The organism is Microlunatus capsulatus, from assembly GCF_017876495.1.
GTDB classification, from domain to species: Bacteria; Actinomycetota; Actinomycetes; order Propionibacteriales; family Propionibacteriaceae; genus Microlunatus; species Microlunatus capsulatus.
Map to the genome: position 1 here is coordinate 2,122,372 of NZ_JAGIOB010000001.1, position 18,751 is coordinate 2,141,122.

Genomic DNA, 18,751 nt, shown 5'->3' on the forward strand with positions numbered 1-18,751 from the left:
CCGAGGGCGCTCAGGGCGCCACCAGCGGCGGGTGCAGGTCGGCCATCCGGAACTGCTGGCGACGGCGGACGGTGACGACCACGAGGGCCAGCGCGGCGACGGCCACTGCGAGCAGCACGACGACGTCGCGGACGAGGTGCGCGCCCTGGCCGCCGGAGATGGCGATCCGGAACGCGTCGACCAGGTAGGTCATCGGCAGGAACGGGTGGATCGCGGCGAAGAAGCCCGGCAGCAGCTCCGGCGGGTAGGTGCCGCCGGCGGCCGCCAGCTGGAGGATGAGCAGCACCAGCAGCAGGCTCGAGCCGGGAGTGCCGAGCGCCGTCCGCAGCAGGTGCGCGATCGCGCTGAAGCAGACCGCCGCCAGGGTCACCACCGCCATCACCAGCACCGGGTGCACGGGGTCGAGGCCGAGTGCGGCCCAGACCACGCCGACCATCAGCCAGCCGGCCGCGACGGCGACCGCCCCGATCGGCAGCCAGGCGGTGAGGGCCAGCCGGACCGCCCCGGCCCGCCCGACGAGCGCCCGTCCCGAGATGGGCCGGACGACGAGGAAGACCGAGATGCCGAACACCCAGAGGGCGATGGAGAAGAACAGCGGGGCGAGGCCGCGGCCGTAGACCCCGGCCGGGTGGTCGACGACGGTCGTCACGTCCGCGGGCGAGGACAGCACCTGGACCGCCCGGTCCTGGTCGTCGGCGCTGAGCCGCGGGATCCGGGCGGCGCCCTGGTCGAGCTGGTCGGCCAGCGTGCCGGCGCCGTCCCGGAGGGTGGTGAGGCCCGTGCGCAGCGTCCCGGCGCCCGTGCCCAGCGCGTCGACGCCGTCGGAGAGCTGGTCGGCCCCGGTGGCGAGCGTGGTCGCGCCGTCGGCCGCCCGGCCGACGCCGGTGCTCAGCTGGTCGGCCCCGTCGGAGGCGCTGGCGATGCCCCCGTTCAGCTGCCGGGCCCCGTCGGCCACGGCCGCCGCCCCGGTGTCGAGGGCCCGGAGGTCCGAGCGCGCGTCGGCGATCCGCTCGTCGAGGTCCCCGCCCTCCTGCACCTGCGCGTCCACCTGGCTGATCCGGTCGGCCCCGGTGCGCACGTCGGCGGCGATGTCCTCGGCCCGGCCGGACGCGGCGTCGACGCGGGCCTGCGCCTGCTGGAAGGCGGGGCTGTCCGCGACCTCGGGGTACTGCGCGCGGAGGGCGTCCAGCTGGTCGGACGCCGTGGCCAGGTCGGTGCTGATCGACGCGCTGCGGCCGGCGGCCCGCTGGGCGATGGTGTCCAGCCGGCCCGAGACCGCCTTCGCGTCGGCCTCGATGCCGGGCAGCGCCTCCTGCGCCGCCGCCAGGGCGGGCTGCACCCGGTCGTCGAGGGCCTTGTTGCCGGCCGCCACCTGGGCGGCACCGGTGCTGAGCCGGGCGGAGCTGGACTGCAGCGTGTCGAGCCCGCTCGCGAGGTCGCGGGCGCCGGTGCGGGCGGTGCCGAGGCCGGAGGCCAGGGTGGTCGCGCCCGTGCTCAGCTGGTCGGCGCCGTCGGACGCGGTCGCCGCGCCCGTGACGAGGTCGCCGGCGCCGGAGCGGGCCGTGCCGAGGCCGTCGTGCAGCTTCTCGGCCCCCGACGCCGCGTCGAGCAGGCCGGAGCGGATGGTGGCGAGGTTGGCGAAGACGGCGTCGAAGTAGCTGGCCACGGCCGACTCGTCGACCGAGCGGGCGATGGTGTTCTGGGCGCTGTTCAGCAGGCTGCCGATGACGAAGCCGTTGGCGTCGTCGCGCCGGAGGGTGATCTGCGCCCGCTCGGGGTCGTCGCCCTGCCCGCTGACGAGGTCGGCGGAGAAGTCGGCCGGGACGTGCACGACGAGGTAGTAGTCGCCCTCGCGCAGCCCCCGGTCGGCCTCGGCGGCGTCGACGTCGTGCCAGTCGAACGAGCCCTTCACGTGCAGGCTCTCGACGAAGTCGGCGCCGGCGTGCACGGTCTTGCCGCCGACGGTCGTCGGCTGGTCGTCGTCGACGACGGCGACGGGCAGGTCGGTGAGCCGACCGTAGGGGTCCCAGTTGGCCGTCAGGTACACCGCGCCGTAGAGCAGCGGGATGACCAGCACGAACACGAGGGCGATCTTGGCCAGCCGGCCGCGGAACCGCCGGAGCTCGAAGCGGGCGAGGCGGGCAGCGGGGACGCGCATGTCAGGAGGTCTTCTCTGCAGAGGGGGGAACGGGGGTCGGGCCCGCCGGCGCGGGGTCCGCGGCCGGCGGCGGCCGGAGCGGGACGACGACGGTCCCGGGCGGCAGCGACGCCGCCTCGGTGGTGCTGACGACCACGGTCTGGCCGGCGGCGCACAGCCGGCCGAGCGCGTCGAGCAGCCGGCGCTGGTCGGCGACGTCGAGGGCGCGGTCGGCGTCGTCGAGCAGCACGAGGTCGGCGGGCCGGACGAGGGCGAGGGCGACGCACAGCAGGGCCCGGTCGTACGCGCTGAGGTCGTCGACGAGCAGGGAGCGGTCGAACGTCGTGCCGACGGTCTCCTCGGCCCGGGCCACGGCGCGGGCGGCGGCGTCCGCCGCGACGCCGTCGACCAGCGCGCGCTCGGTCACCGACTCCCCGACGGTCAGCCGGCCCTCCGGCTCGACGAGCGTGGCGAGGCGGGCGACCGCGGTGTGCGCCCGCAGGTCGCGGGGCCGGCTGCGGGCGGCCCGCTCCCCCAGCCGCACCGTGCCGGTCACCCGGCGCATCCGGCCCCCGAGCGCGAGCAGCAGCGCGGAGCGGCCGCTGCCGGAGGGCCCGACGACCGCGGTCAGCGCGCCGCGCGGGACGGCGAAGGAGAGGTCGGTGAAGACGGGTCCCGCGGGGGTCGCCAGGCCCAGGCCCTCGACGGCCAGCAGGGGGTGGGCGTTCACGCGAGGATCCCGCGCATCACGTGGGCGAGGACCGCCTCGACCAGGGGCTCGGGAAAGGCCTCGGGGGCGGTGGCGTGCTCGACGGCGAGGCTGTTGACCGTGGTCAGCAGCAGCGTCGCCGCCACGGCCAGGTCCAGGCCGGCCGGCACGGCGAGCCGGTCGACCACTCCGCCGAGCAGCTCCTCGAGCTCGATCCGCTGCCGCAGCCGCAGTCCGGAGTAGACGGCGGCCAGCTCCGGGTCGCGCGCGGCCAGCGCCCGGAACTCGGCCAGCAGGCCGGGCAGCGGGCCCCGGACGACGCCCCGCGCCAGGGAGGCCGCCACGGCGCGCGGGGCGTCGCTGCCCGGGGTGTCGACGGCGGCCAGCGCGTCGCGCAGGGCCCCGCCGACCAGCGCGGTGAACACCGCGGCGAACAGCTGGGGCTTCCCGCCGAAGTTCGAGTAGACGGCGCCCTTGGTGAAGCCGGCGGCCGCGGCGATCGCGCTGACCGAGACCTCGGCGTAGGACTGCGCGGCGAAGGCCTCGGCCGCGGCCCGGACGACCTGGGCGCGGACGTCCGCGCGACGGGGCCGCGAGCGGGTGCCGGCACTGCTGGTGGTGGTCATCGATCCCCTTTCGATACCCAGGGTATCCCTTGCTGGACGTTCTGCATACCCCGGGTATCCGATGGTGGCCCCGGACGCACGACAGCCCCGGTCCACCGGGACCGGGGCTGTCGAGGGGAAGGGTCAGCGCACGGCGAGCGCCAGGTCCACCGCCGTCCGCGCCGCGGTCCGCGACGGGGTGGTGGTGGGCGCCGCGAACGGCTGGAGATCGGTGCCGCAGGTCGCGTCGGACCTCTTCGCCGCCGGGTTGAGCAGGTAGCTGGTGACCTTCTCGTCGACGCAGCGGCTCTGCCCCAGCGTGGTGTGGCCCCAGCCGGCCAGGGTGGTCACCGAGGCCCGGCGGAAGAGGTCGGCGTAGGGGCGGGTGTTCCGGTAGGGGGTGGCCGGGTCGAACCGGGTGCCCAGGACCATGACGCGGGCCTTCGTGGTCTGGCGCCAGGGCCCGGTGTAGGCGTCGCGGTCGCGGATGCCCGCCTCGGCCAGCGGCTGGCAGGCGAAGGCGGTCCAGGCGCGGTAGCGGCCGAAGTCGGGGAAGCGGCGGTCCTGCCGGTCGGCCGTCCGGGCGAACGTGGTGACCGAGTGCGGGGTGCGGGTGTCCACGCAGGTGCTCCCCAGCGAGCCGCCGGCGGAGGCGTAGTCCTGGGTCCGCCGGGCCGAGGTGAGCAGGGCGGCCACGCCCGCGTCGGCCTGCAGCGCCCGGGTCCGCTGGCCGATGGCGACCTCGGTGAGGAAGTCGGCGAGCTCGGCCCAGGTGGCCGGGCTGTAGAGGTAGCTGTAGGCGGCGACGACGGCCAGCTGGTAGGTGAGCTCGGTCGTCGTCCCGTCGGGCAGGGCGACGGTCAGCGGGCGCGCCTCCAGCCCGTCGAGCACCCGCCGGGCGACCGCCCCGGGCTCCCCGACCCCGGCCAGCGAGCAGCGCTGGGGTCCGGCGGCGCGGCAGCGGGCGAGGAACTCCTCGAACACCTCGTCCCCGCCCCGGTCCTGCTCGATCCGGACCCCGACCGGCACGCCGCGGAACCGCGGGGCGGTGCCGCTGTACTCGCGCGGGTCGATGGTGCCGTCGAGCACCAGCGCGCGCACCTCCCTCGGGAACAGCCGGGCGTAGGTGGCGCCGAGGAAGGTGCCGTAGGAGTAGCCCGCGTAGCTCAGCTGCCGGTCCCCGACGGCCCGCCGCAGCAGGTCCATGTCCCGGGCGACGTTGGCCGTGGAGATGTGGTTGAAGCGCTCCCGCGACGTGGCCGCGCAGCTCTGCGCGAGCGTGCGCGCCTCGCGGACGTAGCGCTTCTCCTCCGCCCGGGTGACCGGGTAGGGCAGCGAGGACGCGCCCCAGGCGACCTCCTCGGCCTCGGTGGCGAAGCAGGTCGCGGGGGTGGAGCGGGCGACGCCGCGCGGGTCGAAGCCGAGGATGTCGAAGCGGGCGCGGACCTGGGCGGAGTAGGCCACCGGCGCGGCGGTCTGCACGAAGTCGACCCCGGAGCCGCCCGGGCCGCCGGGGTTGGTGAACAGGGTGCCGATCCGGCGCGCCGGGTCGCTCGCCGGCAGCCGGGTGAGCGCCAGGGTGATGGTCTTCCCGCGCGGGCGGTCGTAGTCGAGCGGGACCTGCGCCGTGGCGCACTGGAACGCGGCCAGCTCGGCGCCGCCGCAGCTCCCCCAGCGCAGGGTGGGCACCACCGAGGCCGGCACCGGCCGCTCGGCGGAGGACGCGGTCGACGCGCCCGGGGCCGACGACGGCGTCCGGTCGGCGACGGGGTCCCCGGCCGGCGCGGCGAGCGCCGGGGCGGGGGCCAGGACGGTGGTGCCGACGAGGGCCAGCCCGAGGGCCACCCCCGTCAGTCCGGTGAGCGAACGGTTCCGGCGGTGTGGCATGGAGCCTCCAGGGTCGGGCACGCCCCCGGGGGTCGGCCGGCGCGACGTGTGTTCGGCAGAACATATCGACGGCCGGGGTCAGAGCCCGGACCCGGGGTGGCCGTCCCGTCCCGCCCTCGGCAGCTGCCGGCGGTCCGCTCCGCAGCGCGCTACCCGGCCCGGGTGACGAGGTCCAGCGCGACGTCGCGGAGCACGCGGTCCTGGGTCCGCGACGCCTCGAGGAGCAGGGCCCAGGCCTGCTCGGCCGAGCAGTTCCGGGTGCCCATGACTACCCCCTTGGCCTGCTCGATGACGGCCCGGGTGCTCATCGCCTCGCGGAGCCGGCGGGCCTCGGCCACCGCGGGGTGCCGGGCGGCCCGCGCGACCGCAACGGCCACCGCGGCGTAGTCGGCGAAGGTCCGGGTGAGCGCCACCGAGCCCGGCGAGAGCGGGCGCGAGGTCGCGACGTACAGGGTCAGCGCGCCGGCCGCGGCCGCCCCGCCGTCGGGCGGTTCCACGGTCAGCGCGACCGCCAGCACCCGGGTGATCCCGTGCTGGGCGGCGATCCCGCTGAACGCCGGGTAGGGGGTCTCGGGGTCGGTGGTGGTGACCGCGACCGTCCCGCCGGCGGCGGCCGCGTCCAGGCCGGGGCCCTCGCCGAGCGCGTGCTGCTGCTCGTCCAGGAAGGCGGCCAGCCGCCCTGCGGCGACCGCGGTGCGCGGCCGACCCTCCTCGACCAGGGTCACCGACACCTCGCCGAGCTCGGGGACCAGGCTGCGCGCCCCGTCCACCACCCGCTGCAGCAGGCGGCGCAGCGGGCCCTCGTCGCCGGCCCGCAGGACCTCGCTGAGCTCGTCCCAGGGGTCGGACCACGGGCCCGGGCGCACGCCCCGGAGGGCCGAGCGCTGGTGGGTGGCGGGGTGGTGCGTGGCGGGTGCGTCGGTCATGGCGTTCTCCACGGGGTCGCCCGGTGCCCACCCCGCGGCGCCGACCGGGGGTGCCTCTGCGGGAGCCGCTGCTCGACCCCAGGCCGGCCCGTTCCCGGGCGCCGGTTGCGTCGTCCCGCCGGACGACCGCAGAGCCGCAGCCTAGGACCTCGGGACGCGTCCGCGCCACGGTTCCGCGCAGGCGGGGCACCAGCAGCACCGGCAGCACCAGGCGACCCAGCGGTGGGCGGGAGGGACAGCGGACCTGGAGAGGAGGCGCGTGGTCGGCGGACCTCGGGTCGTGCCTCGCTCCGGGGGACACCGAGGAGTGCCCGCGCTCGGCGCTGCCCGTCCCGGTGCGACGCGTCCTGTCACCGCCCCTCGGCGTCGGCGCCTGTCGGGTTCGGGGCCTGCTGGTAGGGCAGGCGGACCAGCTCGAGCACGTGTTGGGCCGGGGTGCCGTTGGGGGCGATCAGCTGGAGCCGGAGGTTGAGCGCTCGGGCTTGGCGGTCGACGCGGAAGAGCTGGTCGACCCCGCAGCTGGCGAGCAGGGTGAGGCGGGTCAGGTCGACGGTGGCCGTGGTGGCGGCCTCGGTGAGGGCCAGGTTGAGGTAGACGGAGACCTCGCTGGTGTGGGTGCCGTCGAGGGGCCCGACGATGGTGACGACCGGTTCCGGGCCGCCCGTGGCGTAGACGTCGAAGTGCTCGGGGTCGACCCTCGCGCTGGGACGCGGACCCTCGGCTGACGTGAGCAACCCGGCCGGCCGGTGGACGACGTGCCGCACCGTGGCGGTGGTGCCTGCCGCGGTGCCTTCGACCTGGAGCTCGTCGACGAGCTGGCGCACCAGGGCCAGGCCGCGGCCTCGGCTCTCGGTCACGATCGGCATCTTCCAGCTCCCCGAGTCGCTGACGCGGAGGACGACCTGGCTGGTGGAGGTCAGCTCCGCGCGCAGCCGGAGGGGTTGCGGCGGGCTGTCGAGGTGGGCGTGGTCGGCGACGTTGGCGACCAGCTCGGTCACGCTCTGGAGCAGGGCCTGGACCGTTTCCTGGTCGACGGCGAGGTCCTCCAGCCAGCTGCGGACCGCCCTCCGCGCGAGTCCGGCCGCCGCAGCTCCGGGCAGACCTCCCACCGCCAGGTCCTCGACCGGCGCACGTCGCTGAGCGGCGAGGATGGTGATGTCGTCGCTGCGGCCGGTGGTCCGGGTGAGCAGCTCGAGGACGAGGCTGCAGATCCGCTCGGCGGCGCTGGTGGGGGCGCCGGCGGGCATGGTCCTGTTGTGCTGGGCGTCGTCGGCGGTGCTGAGCAGCTCGACCGCCGCGGCGGCGCCCGTGGTGCCGGGGCGCTCGAGGAGGCCGTCGCTGTACAGCACCAGCGTCTCGCCCACCACGAGCTGGACCCGGGCGACGGTGAAGACGGTGCCGGTGGCCAGCGGACCGGCACCGCTCGGTGGGAGATAGCGGCTGCCGCTGCCGTCGACGGCGGCCAGGACCAGCGGCGGTGGGTGTCCGGCGGTGCAGTACTCGACCGATCCGTCGACGGCGACGAGGGCGACGAGGGCGACGACGACGGTGGCGCGGCGGGCGGCCGGCACGGTGTCCGCGAACCGGTCGAGGAACCCGAGCGACTCCGCCAGCCCTGCCCCCTGCTGCAGCTGGGCGAGCAGCAGGGTCCGCAGCTGCCCCATCGCCACCGCAGCCGCCTGCCCGTGGCCGACGACGTCACCGACCACGAGCGCCGTGGTGCCGTCGGGACGGGCGACGGCGTCGAACCAGTCGCCGCCGGCGACGTCCTCGTCGTCGGCGAGGAGATAGCGGGCGGCCACGTCGAGGCCACGCGCGACCGGGACCGCATCCGGGAGCAGGGCCCGCTGGAGGGCGCGGACGCTGCCACGGGCAGCCGCGTAACGGCCACGGAGCTCCTCCAGCTCACGTTGCCGCTCGGCGCGCTGCCCCACGCGCTCGGTGACGTCACGGGCTGTCATGATCGTCCCGCGGGGTCGTCCGTCGGGGCCGAGGCGCGGGCTGAAGGTGGCGTCCAGGTAGATCTGGGCGACGGAGCCGTCCGGCTGGTGCAGCTGCATCCGGAACTCCTCCACGGTGACCGTCTCACCGGTCTCCACGGGAGTGCGGTAGGCCTGCGGCCACCCCTGGCCCTGGAGCTCGCGGGGGAAGGACTCCAGGATCGGCTGACCCGGCTCGAAGCGGCCGCCGACGATCGCGCGGGCTGCCGCGTTGAGGGCCAGCGTGCTCAGCTCGAGGCCGTCGGTCACCACCATCAGCACCGGCGCCTGCTCGAACGCCTCAGCGGCCGCCTCCACGTCACCGCAGGGGCGCCGGTCCGACTCGTCAGCCATCATCTGGTCCTTCTCGCGGGACGTCGTCTGCGGGCCCTTCCAGGCCTACCCCCTGCCGGGGCCGCCGACCCATCCTTTCGGCAGGGGTCACGGTGCCTGCGGGCGGACCCCGCGGCGGTTGACCAGGTCGTCGGCGATGTCGCGCAGCTTGCGGTTCTGCTGCTGCGACGCCCGCGTGAGCAGGCCGAACGCCTGCTCGGCGGTGCAGTGGCGGGTGGCCATCAGGATGCCCTTGGCCTGCTCGATGGCGGCGCGGGTCTTCATCGCCTCCTGCACGTGCCGGGCCTCCTCGAGGGCGTCGTGGTGCAGGACCGCGTTCGCGACGACCACCGCAGCGTGGCGGGCGAAGGTCTGCGCCAGCTCCACCGACGCGGTGCTGAGCGGCTGGGGGCTCGAGACGTACATGTTCAACGCGCCGACCGTGCGCTGGTGGGTCGGCAACCCGACCGCCAGCACCTGGGTGATGTGGTGCTGGGCCGCCATCCGGCTGAACTGGGGGTAGGTGCTGTGCGGGTCCGCGGTGTCGACGAGGATCGTGCCGCCCACCAGCGCCGCGTCCAGGCACGGCCCGGACCCGAGCTCGTACTGCCGCTCGTCGAGCTGCGCCGCCAGAGAGCCGGCGAACGCCGCCGTGGTCGCGTGACCGTCCTGCACCAGGGTCACCGACACCAACGTCAGCTCTGGCAGCACACTCCGCGCCAGGTGCGCCACACGCCCCAGCACCCGGCCGAGGGACTGCCCGTCCCGGGTGAACAGGATCCGGTCCAGCTCGGCGAACACCCCCGTCGGCGCCACCGACGCCCCAGGGGCCGGACCCGGTGTGACCACCGCGGCCTCGGGCACCGGAGGACCGCCAGCTGCTGCGTCGTTCATCGTCGTCTCCACGAGGTCGCCGCGGTGCAGCACCCGGTGAGGACGACGCCTGAGTGCTTCTGCGTGAGCCGCTGCTCGACCCAAGGCCAGCCCGAAGTCGTGGCGCCGGTTGCGTCGCCCCGCCGGGCGACCGCAGACCCGCAGCGTAGGAGGTGGACCGCGTCCTCCGCCAACCCTGCAGCCGCTCGCGGAGGTCAGGGCGGTCGGGATCCTGACGATGTGCGGGGGCACCGAGGACACTCAGGGGTCCTGACCAGGGGCGCTGCGTGGAGCGGACGACGGGAATCGAACCCGCATTCTCAGCTTGGGAAGCTGATGTACTGCCATTGTACGACATCCGCGTGCGGCGAACCGCGACGACAACTGTAGCCCATGACGGGCACCGGACCCGCCGCGACGAGCGCTCAGGGTGTACCCCGAGATGTCCTGGGCGGCCCCCCGGGAGGTCTCGCCAGGGCCTCGTCGACGTCCTAGCGTGACGCCCATGACCGAGCAGTCGCTGGAACCCACCCACGTCGGACCCGTGGCGGGAGGGCACCTGCGGGCGTCCGACGCCGACCGCGACCAGGTGGCGGAGGTGGTGAGCACGGCGTTCGCCGAGGGTCGGCTGAGCCGTGAGGAGCACGACGAGCGTCTCGACGCCCTGCTGGCGGCCAAGACGTTCGACGACCTCGTCGGCCTGACCCGCGACCTCGTCGTCGTCGGCACCCCCGCCCCGGCCGCCCCGCCGGCCGAGCAGCGGACCTACGCCGTCGAGCACGGCACCCCGAGCGGGGAGGTCGACCGGATGATGGCGGTCTTCGGGGGCGCCGACCGCCGGGGGACGTGGCGGATCCGCAGCCGCACCCAGGTCTACGCCGTGTTCGGCGGGGTGAACCTGGACCTGAGGGAGGCGGTCTTCGAGAGCCAAGTGGTCGAGATCACCGGGTTCTGGTGCTTCGGCGGGCTGGACATCAAGGTGCCGGCCGGCGTCGAGGTCCGCGACCAGACCTCGGGCGTCTTCGGCGGCACCGACGTCCGCGACCTGGGCGAGCCGCAGCCCGGCGCCCCCGTCATCGTGCTCAAGGGCGTGTCCCTGTTCGGCGGGGTGTCGGTCAAGGGCCCCAAGCCGGAGCGCAAGAAGGTGTTCGGGCGCAAGCACCAGGGGTGCGGCGGGGGCTCGCACGCGCACTGACCGGGCCCCGACCGCGGTCCCGGTCGGCGACCGCGGTCCCGCGTAGCCTGTGGACGTCATGGACGATCTCTTCGCACCGCCCGGCCACGCGTGGCAGCGGCTCTCGCCGGCCTACCGGAACCTCCGACGGCTGACGACGGCCCTGGTCGCCCCGCTGGTGCTCTCGGTGCCCGCGCTGGTCCTCGGCCTCGTCTGGGGGCTCTGGTGGATCTCGCTGGCCCTGTGGGGGGTCGCCGCCGTCATCGTCGCGCTCCGCTGGAGCCTGATCGAGCGCACCTGGCGGTCCTGGGGCTACGTCGAGCGCGAGGACGACCTCTACATCACCCACGGCGTGGTCTTCCGCAGCCTGGTCGCCGTCCCCTACGGGCGGATGCAGCTGGTCGAGGTGGCCTCCGGCCCGCTCGAGCGCGCGTTCGGCCTGGCCACCGTCTCGCTGAAGACGGCGAGCCCGGAGACCAACGCCACCATCCCGGGCCTGCCGCCCGAGGAGGCCGCGCGGCTGCGCGACCGGCTCACCGAGCTGGGCGAGGCGCACGCCTCGGGGCTGTGAGCACCCCCGCCGCACCGGGCCCGCCGCCCGGCCCGGTCCCCACCGACGTCGACCCCGGCTCCCCCGCCGCCGCCCCCGTCGTGCCGGGCGCCCCGGTGGTCAAGCAGACCGAGCGCCCCCACCCCCTGACCCCCTTCATCCGCGGCTGGATCGTGCTGGTGGCCATCGCCGTGACCTGGTCGCGCGAGCTGGTGCCGGACGGCAGCGGTGACGGCTTCGACGCCTCCGACCTCGGCCTGCTGCTGCCGGTCGTCGGCGGGGTCGTCCTGCTCGCCGGGCTCGTCGGGTTCGTCAGCTGGTACTTCACCCGCTTCGTCATCGACGACGAGCTCCGGCTGGAGACGGGTGCGGTGTTCAAGAGCTCCAAGCGCGTGCCGTTCGAGCGGCTGCAGTCGGTGGACATCATCCAGCCGCTCGCCGCCCGGATCTTCGGGCTGGCCGAGCTGCGGATCGAGGTCGGGGCCGGCGACAGCACCCTGCGGCTGCGCTACCTCGGCCGCGCCAAGGCCGCGCAGCTGCGCGAGTACCTGCTGGTGCGCGCCCACGGCCGCCGCGGGCGCCCCGACGACCCGTCGCTGGCCCTGCCCGCCAGCGCCTTCACCGACCGCGGCGCCGAGGACCGGCCGCTGGTGACCGTCAGCCCGCAGCGGCTGGTGCTGAGCTTCCTGGCCTCGACCGAGTGGCTGGTCACGGCCGGCATCACGGTCGCCGTGCTCGTCGTCACCGGCCTGTTCGACGTCACGGCCTACGCGCTGCCCGGGCTCATCCCGCTGCTGGTGGGCACCGTCTCCGTCGTCGGGCGCCGGGTGTTCGCCATGTTCAACTTCACGCTCTCGGAGTCCCCGCGCGGCCTGCGCGTCACCCGCGGGCTGACCAACCTGACGAGCCAGTCGGTGCCGGTCGACCGCATCCAGGGCGTGCGGACCAGCCAGCCGCTGCTGTGGCGGCCGTTCGGCTGGTACCGGGTCGACGTCGACATCGTCGGCTACGCGAGCTCGGACGGGGAGAACAACGAGTCGGCCGCGACCAGCGTGCTGCTGCCCGTGGCCACCCGCGCCGAGGTCGAGCGGGCGCTGGACCGGGTGCTGCCCGGGGTCTCCCTCGACGCCGTCGCGCTGCACCCCTCCCCCCGCCGGGCCCGCTGGGTGGCCTGGTTCGACTTCTGGACGCTGCGGTACGGCTGGGACGAGCGCGTGCTCGTCACCCGGCACGGCTGGCTGACGACGGTCGAGGACGTCCTGCCGCACGGCAAGACGCAGTCGGTGCGCATCGAGCAGGGCCCGCTCCAGCGGCGGCTCCGGCTGGCCGACGTGCACTGCGACACCCCGCGGGGACCGGTCGACGTCGTCGCCCGGCAGCTGGACGTCGCCGTCGCCCGCGAGCTGGCCCTGAGCCAGCTCGACCGGGCGCGGACCGCCCGCGCCGACGACCGCGAGCGCCAGGCCCGGCTGGCGGCCGGCCCGGACGAGCGCGAGGGCGAGGCGGAGGTGCTGACGGCGTTCGGCACCACCCGCGACCAGCTGCTCGGCGCCGGCTCGGAGTCCGAGGTCTTCGCCCTGGACGAGGAGCGCGTGCTGCGGCTGTACCGGGGCCGGCACGAGGCCCCGCAGCAGACCGCCGCGCAGCTGGAGTTGCTCTACCGCCACTGGGCGGGGGTCGACGTCGGCCTGGAGGTCCCGCTGACCCTGCAGACCGGCACGCTGGCCGGCCGCACCTGGGCCGTCGACCGGCGGTTCTCCGGCCGTCAGCTGTCGGGCTGGCTGGCGACGGCGACGCCGGAGGACCGGCGTCCCGCCCTGCTCAGCCTGCTGGACGCGGCCGTCGCGGTCTCCCGGCTGCCCAGCCCGGTGCCCGGCTGGGCCCGGCTGGTCGGCACGGGAGCGCCGCAGGTGCTCGGCAGCCTGCCGGAGCTGGCGAACACCATGCTCGCCGGGCCGGTCGCGCGCAGCCGCCCGCGGCTGCAGGCCGACCTGCCGGACGTCGCCGCCGTCTGGGACCGGCTGCAGGCCGACCTGGCCGAGCGCCGGGTCACCCCCGTGCTGGTGCACGGCGACATCTGCCCGCCCAACGCCTTCGTCAGCCTCGGCCCGGCCGGCCCGGTGGTCACCGGGCTGGGCGACTTCAGCCCGCACACCGTGCACGGCGACCCCGTGGCCGACCTCGTCGGGGCGACCGCCTTCCTCGAGCTCGAGGCCTACGCCGGCGCGGACGAGGACGCCGCCTGGCTGGCCGGTGTCGCACTGGAGCGCTTCGGCGCCAGCCCGGTGGCCGACGGCGACCTGACTCGGTGGCTGGGGATGTGGCGGCGCTTCTACGGCTTCTACTTCTCCGACACCGCCGACGTCGAGCCGGCGCTCTACGCGTGGTGCCTGCGCCAGCTCCGCGGCTGAGCGGGCCTAGCGCTCCCGCGCCCAGGCCTCGAGGCGGTCCAGGGAGCGCTCGATCGAGCGCTGGTTGCGCCGCTGCGCGCCGATCAGGAGCAGCAGCAGCGGGACCCGGGACGTCGACGCGTCGAACTCCTCGATGACCAGGGTGGACGTCTCGTCCACCGGCACCAGCAGCCAGCGCCAGACGTGGCCCCCGGCGTGCCGCCAGGCGATCCGCCGGCCCTCCTCGAACTCGACGACCTCGTTGAGGATCTTGTAGCGCAGCCCCCAGTGCATCCGCATCCCGAAGCGGGCACCCGGGGAGAGCCGCTCGGGGGTGCGCTCCTGCACGTCGGTGACCGTCCCGGAGCCGTCGACGACCGGGTGGCGGGCCGGGGTGGCCAGCAGCTCGAAGACCTCCGCCGCCGGGGCGGGGACGACGCGGCGGTCCGAGGCGTTGCGGGAGACGGGCACGCGGCCAGTGTGGCAGTCGGGCACCTCCCGCCGCGCCGGTCGATGTCGCTAGGCTCCCCTCCATGACCGACCAACCCGTGCACAGCGCTCCCGTCCTCGGCATCGACATCGGCGGCAGCGGGATCAAGGGGGCCCCGGTCGACCTGACCACCGGGGAGCTGGCGCAGAAGCGGCTGCGCATCCCGACGCCCGAGAAGTCGACGCCCAAGAACGTGGCGAAGGTCGTCGGCGAGATCGTCGAGCACTTCGCCGACGTCATCGGCCCCGACGGCCCCATCGGCGTCACCATCCCCGCGGTGGTCACCCACGGCCAGACCCGGTCGGCCGCGAACATCGACAAGTCCTGGATCGACGCCGAGGCCGAGAAGATCTTCGAGGACCACCTCGGCCGCGACATCTACCTCGTCAACGACGCCGACGCCGCCGGTGTGGCCGAGGTGCACTACGGCGCGGCCAAGGACCACCCCGGCCTGGTGCTGCTCACCACGCTGGGCACCGGCATCGGCTCCGCCCTGGTCTACCGCGGCGTGCTGATCCCCAACACCGAGTTCGGCCACCTGGAGATCGACGGCCACGACGCCGAGTCGCGGGCCGCGTCCAGCGTCAAGGACAAGGAGGGCCTCTCCTACTCGGAGTGGGCCAAGCGGCTGCAGCGCTACTACGAGCGCGTCGAGGCCCTGATGTGGCCCGACCTCATCGTCATCGGCGGCGGCGTCAGCAAGGACGCGGACAAGTTCCTGTCCAAGATCGACGTGCACGCCGAGATCGTGCCGGCGAAGCTGCTCAACACCGCCGGCATCGTCGGCGCCGCCTGGCTCGCCGCCGACCGGCGTGCGCACCCGGACCTGCTGAAGTAGGCCGTCCACCGGCCGCCCCCGCGCCCCCGGGCTCGTCGTCCTCGCGCCCTGGGCTCGTCGTCCTCCGCGCCCTGAGCTCGTCGAAGGGCCTTCGACGAGCTCAGGCAGCGGGGTGAGTCAGGCAGCGGGGCGTCACATCCGGTCGGGCGCCGCGATCCCGAGCAGGTCGAGGCCGCGGGCCAGCACCTTCTTCGTCGTCGCGCAGAGCGCGAGCCGGGAGGTGCGGACCTCGCCCTCGGACTTGAGCACCGGGCACTGCTCGTAGAACACCGAGAGCGCCCCGGCCAGCTCGTAGAGGTAGGTGCACAGCTTGTGCGGCTGCAGGTCGCGGGCGACCGCGGTCACCGTCTCCCCGAAGCGCGACAGCAGCAGGGCCAGCTGCTGCTCGGCCGGCTCCTCGAGCACCGTCACGACCCGCTGCTCGCCCAGCCCGTCGGCCTCGGCCCGGCGCAGCACCTGCGCCATCCGGGCGTGCGCGTACTGCAGGTACGGGCCGGTGTTGCCGGTCGTCTGCACCATCCGGTCGACGTCGAAGACGTAGTCCTTGTTGATGCCGGTCGAGAGGTCGGCGTACTTGATCGCGGCCAGGGCGACGGGCGGCGCGGCCCGCTCCTCGGCGGCGTCGAGCAGGTCGGTCAGCGGGACGGCCGTGCCCTCGCGGGTCTTGAACGGCTTGCCGTCCTGACCCAGCACCATGCCGTAGCCGACGTGCTCGGCCACGACGTCCTCGGGCAGGTAGCCCGCCTTGCGGCAGACGGCGAAGACCTGCGCGAAGTGGTCGGCCTGCCGGGCGTCGGTGACGTAGACCATCCGGTCGGCGTGCAGGTCGCGCACCCGGTGCCGGACGGCGGCCAGGTCGGTGGCCGCGTAGCCGAAGCCCCCGTCCCGCTTGCGGACGATCATCGGGGCGTTGAAGCCCTCGACGAAGACGCAGAGCGCCCCGTCGTCGATGACGGCCGCGCCGGTCGACTCGAGCTCCTCCGCCACCACGGCGAGGTCGTCGTTGTAGGTCGACTCCCCGGCCAGGTCGTCGTCGGTCAGCAGCACCCCGAGCCGGGCGTAGGCCGCGTTGAAGCCGACCAGCGAGGACTCGATGAGCTGTCGCCAGATGTTGCGGGTCTCGGTGTCGCCGGCCTGCAGCGCCACCACCCGGTGCCGGGCGGCGGTGGCGAACTCCTCGTCGGTCTTGAAGTGCGTCGAGGCGCGCTGGTACAGCGCCGCCATCGCGGCGAGGTCGAGGTCGTCGGGGTTGGTGCCCTCGTCGAGGATCTGCTCGACGAGCATCCCGAACTGGGTGCCCCAGTCGCCGATGTGGTTCTGCGGGATCACCCGGTGGCCGACGGCGGTCAGCACCCGGTGGAAGCAGTCGCCGATGATCGTCGTCCGGAGGTGGCCGACGTGCATCTGCTTGGCCACGTTGGGCGCGGAGTAGTCGATGACGACGACCTCCGAGGCCGCGGCGGGCTCGATCCCGGCGCCGGGGTCGGCCAGCTGGTCGGTGACCCAGGCCGCGAGCACCGAGGACCGCAGCCGCAGGTTCAGGAAGCCCGGGCCGGCGATCTCCACCGGCTCGCACAGGTCGTCCAGGTCCAGCCGCTCGACGATCGACGCCGCCACCTCGCGCGGCGGCCGCCCCTCGCTCTTGGCCAGGCGGAGCGCGACGTTCGACTGGAAGTGGCCGAACTGGGGCTTGGTGGCCGGCCGCAGCTCCGGGTCGACGCCGGCGACGGCCTCGATCCGCGAGCTCAGCTGCGAAGGAAGGGAGGACACGTCGCACGATTCTTCCACGGGTCGGCCTCCTCCCCCACCGCGTTGACGGGCCGCCGCCGGTGGGCCCTGCTGTGCCACGATGTGGCCCGGCACGGCGGCGTGGCAGGCCCGACGGCGTGCCCCGCCCTGGACCTGACCTCCCCGAGGAGCCCGCGCCGATGCCCCAGCCCCTGCAGCCCTTCCTGCACGACCTCGTCACCGTCCTCGCCGCCCCCACGCAGGTGCTGTCCGACCGCACCGGCGACGTCGGCGCCGACGCCGACCGGGCCGGGGCGCAGGGGGTCCTGCACGCCGACGTCCGGGTGCTGAGCCGGGTCGTCGTCGAGGTCGACGGCGGGGCCGGGGAGCACATCGCCACCGAGGCCGGCACCGCGACCGCCCGCTTCACCACCCTGCTGCGCCACGTCGGCGCCGGCCTCACCGCCGTGCCGGACCCGACGCTCCGGCTGGACCGCGAGCGGCACGTCCGGGCCGGAGCCGTCGCGGAGCGGCTGCGGCTGAGCTCGGTGCTGGCGGAGCCGGTCCCCGTCACGGTGACGGTCGCCTTCGCCGCGGACCTGGCCGGGGTCGAGACGGTCAAGACGGGCCGCGCGGGCACCCCCGCGGTCCTCCTCACCGGCTCCGGCGCACCCCGCTGGGGCGACGACGACCTCGCGGCGGCGCTCACCGCCGAGGGCGCGACCTGGGCCCCGGGTCCCGACGGCACGGGCGCGGTCGCCACCTGGTCGGTCGTCGTCCCCGCGCACGGCGCCGTCGACGTCGGCTGGTCCCTCGACGTCAGCGACCGCGGCGGGGTCGTGGTCGCGGCGGCGTCGCCCTGGACCCCCGCGGCGCTGCCGGCCGTCGCGGACTCCCGGCTGGAGCCGTGGCTGCGCCGCTCGCTGGAGGACCTGGACGGCCTGCGGATGGCGCGACCGCAGGCGCCCGACGACGTCTTCTTCGCCGCCGGGGCGCCCTGGTACCTGACGCTCTTCGGCCGCGACAGCCTGTGGGCCGCCCGGCTCGTGCTGCCCGTCAGCCTGGAGCCCGCCCGCGGGACCCTGCGCGCACTGGCCGCACTGCAGGGCACCACGACCGACGTCGAGCGGGCCGAGCAGCCCGGCAAGATCATGCACGAGCTCCGCCGCGGGGCCTTCGGGCTGGGCACGATGTCCCTGCCGCCGCTCTACTACGGCACGATCGACGCCACCCCGCTGTGGGTCTGCCTGCTGCACGACGCCTGGCGGGCCGGGCTCCCGGAGGCCGAGGTGCAGGAGCTGCTGCCCGCCCTGGAGGCCGCCCTCGGCTGGCTGCTCACCGACTTCGACGCCGACGGCGACGGCTTCGGGGAGTACCTCGACGCCACCGGCCACGGCCTGGCCAACCAGGGCTGGAAGGACTCCTCGGACTCGGTCCGCTTCCGCGACGGCCGGATCGCCGAGGGCCCGGTCGCGCTGTGCGAGGTGCAGGGCTACGCCCACGAGGCCGCCCTGGCCGGCGCCACCCTGCTGGAGGCCTTCGACCGGCCGGGCGCCGAGCGGCTGCGGACCTGGGCCGCGACGCTGGCCGACCGGTTCCGCGCCGCCTTCTGGGTGGGCGAGGGCGAGGACCGCTACCCGGCGCTGGCCCTGGACGGGCGCGGCGCCCGCGTCGACAGCCTGACCAGCAACATCGGCCACCTGCTGGGCACCGGTCTGCTCGACGCCGAGGAGGAGCGGCTGGTGGCCCGGCGGGTCGTCAGCCCCGCGCTCGACTCGGGCCTGGGGCTGCGGACGATGTCCACCGACGACGCCGGCTTCTCCCCGCTCAGCTACCACTGCGGCTCGGTCTGGCCGCACGACACCGCCGTCGTCGTGGCCGGGCTGGCGCGGGCCGGGCTGGCTGAGCACGCGGCCGGCCGGTCGAGGGCCTGCTGCGGGCCTCCGTCGCCTTCGAGCAGCGGCTGCCCGAGCTGTGGAGCGGCGAGGGCCGCCCGGTCCCCTACCCTGCCTCGTGCCGCCCGCAGGCCTGGTCCGCGGCGGCGGCCGTCGTCGTCGCCTCGGTGATGGGGGCGGCCGGAGCGGTCTGACCTCTAATCAGCAGCGCGTGATCGTTGCTACGTGATCACGTCA

The 18,751-nt window shown here is 75.3% G+C and carries 14 protein-coding genes and 1 tRNA gene; 5 read left to right on the forward strand and 10 right to left on the reverse strand.

The window, feature by feature from the left end:
- Window positions 1–10: 10 nt before the first annotated feature.
- The 8 genes from JOF54_RS09770 to JOF54_RS09805 all read right to left on the reverse strand — a co-directional run bounded on the left by JOF54_RS09770 (window position 11) and on the right by JOF54_RS09805 (window position 9,811).
- Window positions 11–2,158, reverse strand: a complete 2,148-nt coding sequence (locus tag JOF54_RS09770; protein WP_210055169.1) for a YhgE/Pip domain-containing protein — start codon at window positions 2,156–2,158, stop codon at window positions 11–13.
- A 1-nt stretch (window position 2,159) separates the two neighbouring features.
- Window positions 2,160–2,867 (reverse strand): ATP-binding cassette domain-containing protein, encoded by a 708-nt coding sequence (locus JOF54_RS09775; protein WP_210055170.1) that lies wholly within the window; start codon window positions 2,865–2,867, stop codon window positions 2,160–2,162.
- Complete coding sequence (locus JOF54_RS09780; RefSeq protein ID WP_210055171.1) at window positions 2,864–3,472, reverse strand: TetR/AcrR family transcriptional regulator; 609 nt, start codon at window positions 3,470–3,472, stop codon at window positions 2,864–2,866. Before JOF54_RS09780 ends, JOF54_RS09775 begins: the two co-directional genes overlap by 4 nt.
- A gap of 123 nt (window positions 3,473–3,595) precedes the next feature.
- Window positions 3,596–5,338 carry an alpha/beta fold hydrolase gene (locus tag JOF54_RS09785; protein WP_210055172.1) on the reverse strand — a complete coding sequence of 581 codons (1,743 nt, stop codon included), beginning with the start codon at window positions 5,336–5,338 and terminating at the stop codon, window positions 3,596–3,598.
- A gap of 149 nt (window positions 5,339–5,487) precedes the next feature.
- Window positions 5,488–6,264 (reverse strand): ANTAR domain-containing protein, encoded by a 777-nt coding sequence (locus tag JOF54_RS09790; RefSeq protein WP_210055173.1) that lies wholly within the window; start codon window positions 6,262–6,264, stop codon window positions 5,488–5,490.
- Between the two features lie 350 nt (window positions 6,265–6,614).
- The gene (locus JOF54_RS09795; RefSeq protein ID WP_210055175.1) at window positions 6,615–8,597 is read right to left on the reverse strand and encodes a SpoIIE family protein phosphatase; all 1,983 of its coding nucleotides are present in this window, start codon (window positions 8,595–8,597) and stop codon (window positions 6,615–6,617) included.
- Between the two features lie 87 nt (window positions 8,598–8,684).
- Window positions 8,685–9,470 carry a GAF and ANTAR domain-containing protein gene (locus tag JOF54_RS09800; protein WP_210055177.1) on the reverse strand — a complete coding sequence of 262 codons (786 nt, stop codon included), beginning with the start codon at window positions 9,468–9,470 and terminating at the stop codon, window positions 8,685–8,687.
- Between the two features lie 267 nt (window positions 9,471–9,737).
- Window positions 9,738–9,811 (reverse strand) — tRNA-Gly (locus JOF54_RS09805).
- Between the two features lie 143 nt (window positions 9,812–9,954).
- Here JOF54_RS09805 and JOF54_RS09810 point away from each other — a divergent pair.
- From JOF54_RS09810 to JOF54_RS09820, 3 genes are read left to right on the forward strand one after another with little or no spacing between them, the layout of a single operon-like run.
- The gene (locus JOF54_RS09810; protein WP_210055179.1) at window positions 9,955–10,644 is read left to right on the forward strand and encodes a DUF1707 SHOCT-like domain-containing protein; all 690 of its coding nucleotides are present in this window, start codon (window positions 9,955–9,957) and stop codon (window positions 10,642–10,644) included.
- Window positions 10,645–10,702: 58 nt separating this feature from the next.
- Window positions 10,703–11,194, forward strand: coding sequence for a PH domain-containing protein (locus tag JOF54_RS09815; protein WP_210055182.1), 492 nt, complete (start codon window positions 10,703–10,705; stop codon window positions 11,192–11,194).
- Entirely contained in the window at window positions 11,191–13,584 is a 2,394-nt protein-coding gene (locus JOF54_RS09820; RefSeq protein ID WP_210055184.1) for a PH domain-containing protein, read from the forward strand. The genes JOF54_RS09815 and JOF54_RS09820 overlap by 4 nt, the downstream gene beginning before the upstream one ends.
- Before the next feature lie 6 nt (window positions 13,585–13,590).
- Here the strand turns inward: JOF54_RS09820 and JOF54_RS09825 are convergent, their stop codons facing one another.
- Window positions 13,591–14,034 carry an SRPBCC family protein gene (locus tag JOF54_RS09825; protein ID WP_210055186.1) on the reverse strand — a complete coding sequence of 148 codons (444 nt, stop codon included), beginning with the start codon at window positions 14,032–14,034 and terminating at the stop codon, window positions 13,591–13,593.
- 62 nt (window positions 14,035–14,096) lie between these two features.
- Here JOF54_RS09825 and ppgK point away from each other — a divergent pair, with 62 nt between their 5' ends.
- Complete coding sequence (gene ppgK / locus JOF54_RS09830) at window positions 14,097–14,891, forward strand: polyphosphate--glucose phosphotransferase (RefSeq protein WP_210055188.1); 795 nt, start codon at window positions 14,097–14,099, stop codon at window positions 14,889–14,891.
- 132 nt (window positions 14,892–15,023) lie between these two features.
- On the opposite strand, the gene argS is transcribed toward ppgK, so the two are convergent.
- A complete protein-coding gene (argS, locus tag JOF54_RS09835; protein WP_210055190.1) occupies window positions 15,024–16,661 on the reverse strand; it encodes an arginine--tRNA ligase in 1,638 nt (545 codons plus the stop codon).
- A 158-nt stretch (window positions 16,662–16,819) separates the two neighbouring features.
- Between argS and JOF54_RS09840 the strand changes: the two genes are divergently transcribed.
- Complete coding sequence (locus JOF54_RS09840; RefSeq protein ID WP_210055192.1) at window positions 16,820–18,685, forward strand: amylo-alpha-1,6-glucosidase; 1,866 nt, start codon at window positions 16,820–16,822, stop codon at window positions 18,683–18,685.
- The last annotated feature ends 66 nt before the right edge of the window (window positions 18,686–18,751 follow it).

Bases quoted from the DNA above. Each gene is read 5' to 3' on its own strand.
- JOF54_RS09780 (WP_210055171.1), bottom strand. From the start codon at position 3,472: ATGACCACCACCAGCAGTGCCGGCACCCGCTCGCGGCCCCGTCGCGCG.
- JOF54_RS09785 (WP_210055172.1), bottom strand. From the start codon at position 5,338: ATGCCACACCGCCGGAACCGTTCGCTCACCGGACTGACGGGGGTGGCC.
- JOF54_RS09815 (WP_210055182.1), top strand. From the start codon at position 10,703: ATGGACGATCTCTTCGCACCGCCCGGCCACGCGTGGCAGCGGCTCTCG.
- JOF54_RS09840 (WP_210055192.1), top strand. From the start codon at position 16,820: ATGCCCCAGCCCCTGCAGCCCTTCCTGCACGACCTCGTCACCGTCCTC.
- JOF54_RS09770 (WP_210055169.1), bottom strand. From the start codon at position 2,158: ATGCGCGTCCCCGCTGCCCGCCTCGCCCGCTTCGAGCTCCGGCGGTTC.
- JOF54_RS09800 (WP_210055177.1), bottom strand. From the start codon at position 9,470: ATGAACGACGCAGCAGCTGGCGGTCCTCCGGTGCCCGAGGCCGCGGTG.
- JOF54_RS09790 (WP_210055173.1), bottom strand. From the start codon at position 6,264: ATGACCGACGCACCCGCCACGCACCACCCCGCCACCCACCAGCGCTCG.
- ppgK (WP_210055188.1), top strand. From the start codon at position 14,097: ATGACCGACCAACCCGTGCACAGCGCTCCCGTCCTCGGCATCGACATC.
- JOF54_RS09810 (WP_210055179.1), top strand. From the start codon at position 9,955: ATGACCGAGCAGTCGCTGGAACCCACCCACGTCGGACCCGTGGCGGGA.
- JOF54_RS09795 (WP_210055175.1), bottom strand. From the start codon at position 8,597: ATGGCTGACGAGTCGGACCGGCGCCCCTGCGGTGACGTGGAGGCGGCC.